Annotated in this window: 4 protein-coding genes; 2 read left to right on the forward strand and 2 right to left on the reverse strand. The window is 37.8% G+C overall.

The features are described 5' to 3' along the window. Nucleotides 1-226 precede the first annotated feature (226 nt). Entirely contained in the window at nt 227-1,696 is a 1,470-nt protein-coding gene (locus tag V7654_RS01305) for an aminotransferase class I/II-fold pyridoxal phosphate-dependent enzyme (protein WP_335427868.1), read from the forward strand. 40 nt (nt 1,697-1,736) lie between these two features. On the opposite strand, the gene V7654_RS01310 is transcribed toward V7654_RS01305, so the two are convergent. Both V7654_RS01310 and V7654_RS01315 read right to left on the reverse strand, forming a co-directional pair. Continuing rightward, complete coding sequence (locus V7654_RS01310; RefSeq protein ID WP_335378247.1) at nt 1,737-1,859, reverse strand: GapA-binding peptide SR1P; 123 nt, start codon at nt 1,857-1,859, stop codon at nt 1,737-1,739. Between the two features lie 335 nt (nt 1,860-2,194). After that, nucleotides 2,195-2,494 carry a DUF3055 domain-containing protein gene (locus V7654_RS01315; RefSeq protein WP_335427871.1) on the reverse strand — a complete coding sequence of 100 codons (300 nt, stop codon included), beginning with the start codon at nt 2,492-2,494 and terminating at the stop codon, nt 2,195-2,197. Between the two features lie 158 nt (nt 2,495-2,652). Between V7654_RS01315 and V7654_RS01320 the strand changes: the two genes are divergently transcribed. After that, complete coding sequence (locus tag V7654_RS01320) at nt 2,653-3,087, forward strand: DUF1885 family protein (RefSeq protein ID WP_335427873.1); 435 nt, start codon at nt 2,653-2,655, stop codon at nt 3,085-3,087. The last annotated feature ends 12 nt before the right edge of the window (nt 3,088-3,099 follow it).

A 3,099-nucleotide genomic window follows, 5' to 3' on the forward strand; every position in this document is an offset into this window, starting at 1 on the left:
ATCAACAGGGTTTAAAAAAACAACATTGGGCTTTTACAGAGCCTTTTTCTTTTACAACCCTTTCATACCTCGATATGTATACTAAATAAACCACACTCCTGCAATATTTCTTTGCAAAGCATATTATTAGTGCTATAATGCATGTGTTTTATTTTTTTAAAACAAAACAAAAATAACTTCCAATTGAACGATAAAATCTAATTAAATAAAGAGGTGTGATTATCAATTGTCACAAAACGAAACACCGTTATTTACAAGCCTATTAAAACACGCAGAAAAGAACCCAATTCAGTTTCACATTCCAGGCCATAAAAAAGGCAGCGGAATCGATCCTGAATTCAGGAACTTCATTGGAGATAACGCATTATCAATTGATTTGATCAACATCGGACCTCTTGATGACCTCCATTCACCGAAGGGAATCATCAAGCAAGCACAGGATCTGGCTGCTGAAGCTTTTGGAGCGGACCATACATTCTTCTCCGTACAAGGTACTAGCGGTGCGATCATGACGATGATCATGACAGTTTGTGGACCTGGGGATAAAATTATAGTCCCAAGGAACGTACACAAATCTATTATGTCTGCCATTGTATTCTCAGGTGCGATTCCAATCTTCATCCATCCCGAAATTGATAAAAATCTGGGTATATCCCACGGAATTACAACAGATTCTGTTGAGAGAGCCCTGGAACAGCATCCGGATGCAAAGGGATTGCTTGTCATTAATCCAACTTATTTCGGCTTTGCTGCTGATTTAAAGAAGATTGTCGACATTGCTCATTCCTACAAAGTGCCTGTCCTGGTTGACGAGGCTCACGGAGTCCATATTCACTTCCATGAAGATCTTCCTTTATCAGCTATGCAAGCTGGTGCTGATATGGCCGCAACCAGTGTTCATAAGTTAGGTGGTTCGATGACCCAGAGTTCAATCTTGAACGTTAAAGAAGGGCTTGTTTCCGCAAAGCGTGTACAATCAATCATCAGCATGCTTACAACTACGTCTACTTCTTACCTGTTGCTTGCATCACTGGATACTGCAAGGAGAAGGCTTGCGACGGAAGGAAGAGAGATCCTTGATCGTACTATAAAATTGGCTCAATGGATCCGTGGACAGGTTAATGAAATCGAACATCTTTATTGTCCAGGAGAAGACTTGCTTGGAACAAATGCAACATTCGATTTTGATCCAACAAAAGTTCTGATCAGCATAAAAGATCTGAACATCACAGGTTATGAGGTTGAAAAATGGCTTCGTGAAAAATACAATATCGAAGTAGAGTTATCTGACTTGTATAATATTCTGTGCATCATAACTCCTGGAGACACAGAAAAGGAAGCGAAAATTCTTGTTGAAGCATTGCGTGAACTTTCTAAGGAATTTCACCATCTATCAGAAAAGGTTCATGCTGAAGTCATGCTGCCAGACATTCCATTATTGGCGCTTACGCCTCGAGATGCCTTTTACGCTGACACAGAGGTTGTTCCATTTGAAGAATCAGAAGGAAGAATCATCGCTGAATTCGTTATGGTTTATCCGCCAGGGATACCAATCTTCATTCCTGGAGAAATCATTACCGAAGAAAACCTTGTTTATATCAAAACAAACATGGAAGCTGGCCTTCCTGTACAAGGACCAGAAGATGACGAATTGAAATATTTCAGGGTTATCAAAGAACATAAAGCAATTCGTTAAAAAAAAGAAGGGCATGCTGTGCATGCCCTTTTATATATTCTTATCTCTCTTCTGCACCCTCATGGTCACAGCAGTCGCATTTTTTTGAATAAAGAACAGAAACTTTTTCATCTTCGAAATGGTCAATTGTAGAATTGCAAGTTTGACAAACGATTGTACCCATCTTTTCAAACCCCTTTTCGTATTGTTTTGAAAGCGCTTTAACACCTTTAAATATATAATAATATAACACTATTAATTTTTCAAGTATTAATTGTATAACACTTTTAAATATTTTTTGATTATATTTGTTATACATTAACTAATAATATGTTTTATCCTTTATTAGTATGTCACTTTTAAACCAATACCGTTAATGCCCTTGAAAAATAAAAAAGTGGGCTCTGTTCGTATACTTTGTTGCTTTAAATAAGTTGATTTCAAACATCACATTAAAAACAACAATCTTTTAGAAAACAGCCAAAAATAAAACAGGCCTTATTGGCCTGCTCCCGGATGTTATTCGTATTGAGTCATGAATGGGGCCGTTGGCAGCTCTTCATTGAAAAATAAAGCGAGATCTTCAGCCTGACGTACTTCTGTAATATGGAATGCTCTCTGCAAAAACTCTACATCTTCAATATCCTTTGGGTCGAGGAGTGCTGAACGCCCAGTTTGCATACATACAACGAGCGGTTTTCCGAAAAACATATTTGTATACACGATCCCAAAGTCATACCGAGTATCATTGGTGGTGAACCCCACAAATCTGACCTGAACTTTTTCGTGTTCATCATAAAGCTTTTCGAATAGTTCCATATGCCTCCTCCTTTTTAATTAAATATTTAGAATATTATTATAATTTATTTTTGCCAAAAAGGCAAGGCATATGAAGCTAAAAAGCTTATATTCTATTGTCAATGCTTTTCCCTCAGTGATAAAATGATGGAGAATAGATTGGAAAAGGGGATTGGACAATGTCTAGTAATGCATATATAAAACTTGTTCCATCATCAACTCAGCAAGCCGTTTCCACCGATGAACTCAAGGATTTATTTAATTACTACAAACAAATAACGGCTAAAACCGGAGACCAGGTAGATTGGAACTATGAAAATTCCGCATTTCCTTATGAGCTAAAGGAAAAAGAAGAAGGCAGAGGTACATGGTTTTATCTACAATCCTCCCAGGACCGCTACAACGCGATTTTATTTGGAGTAGACAAAGAAACCATCGTCGATGAAGATGATACAGAACGCGAGCAAACATACATACAAATAACGCTTCCTCCAACAGCTACCGCTGGCGACAAAGGGAAAGCAAACGAGTTCAGCAAATTCCTTGGAAAAAAACTGCAGGGTGAATTGCATTTATTCAACGGAAGAGTAATGTATTTCAATCCACGGAAATAAGAAAAGCGCAAG

Origin of the sequence: Bacillus sp. JJ1609 (assembly GCF_036967045.1) — a bacterium.
Taxonomy (GTDB): Bacteria; Bacillota; Bacilli; order Bacillales; family Cytobacillaceae; genus Mesobacillus.

Coding starts and splice junctions, on each gene's coding strand:
- V7654_RS01310 (WP_335378247.1), bottom strand. CDS start 1,859: ATGGGTACAATCGTTTGTCAAACTTGCAATTCTACAATTGACCATTTC.
- V7654_RS01315 (WP_335427871.1), bottom strand. CDS start 2,494: ATGGAACTATTCGAAAAGCTTTATGATGAACACGAAAAAGTTCAGGTC.
- V7654_RS01320 (WP_335427873.1), top strand. CDS start 2,653: ATGTCTAGTAATGCATATATAAAACTTGTTCCATCATCAACTCAGCAA.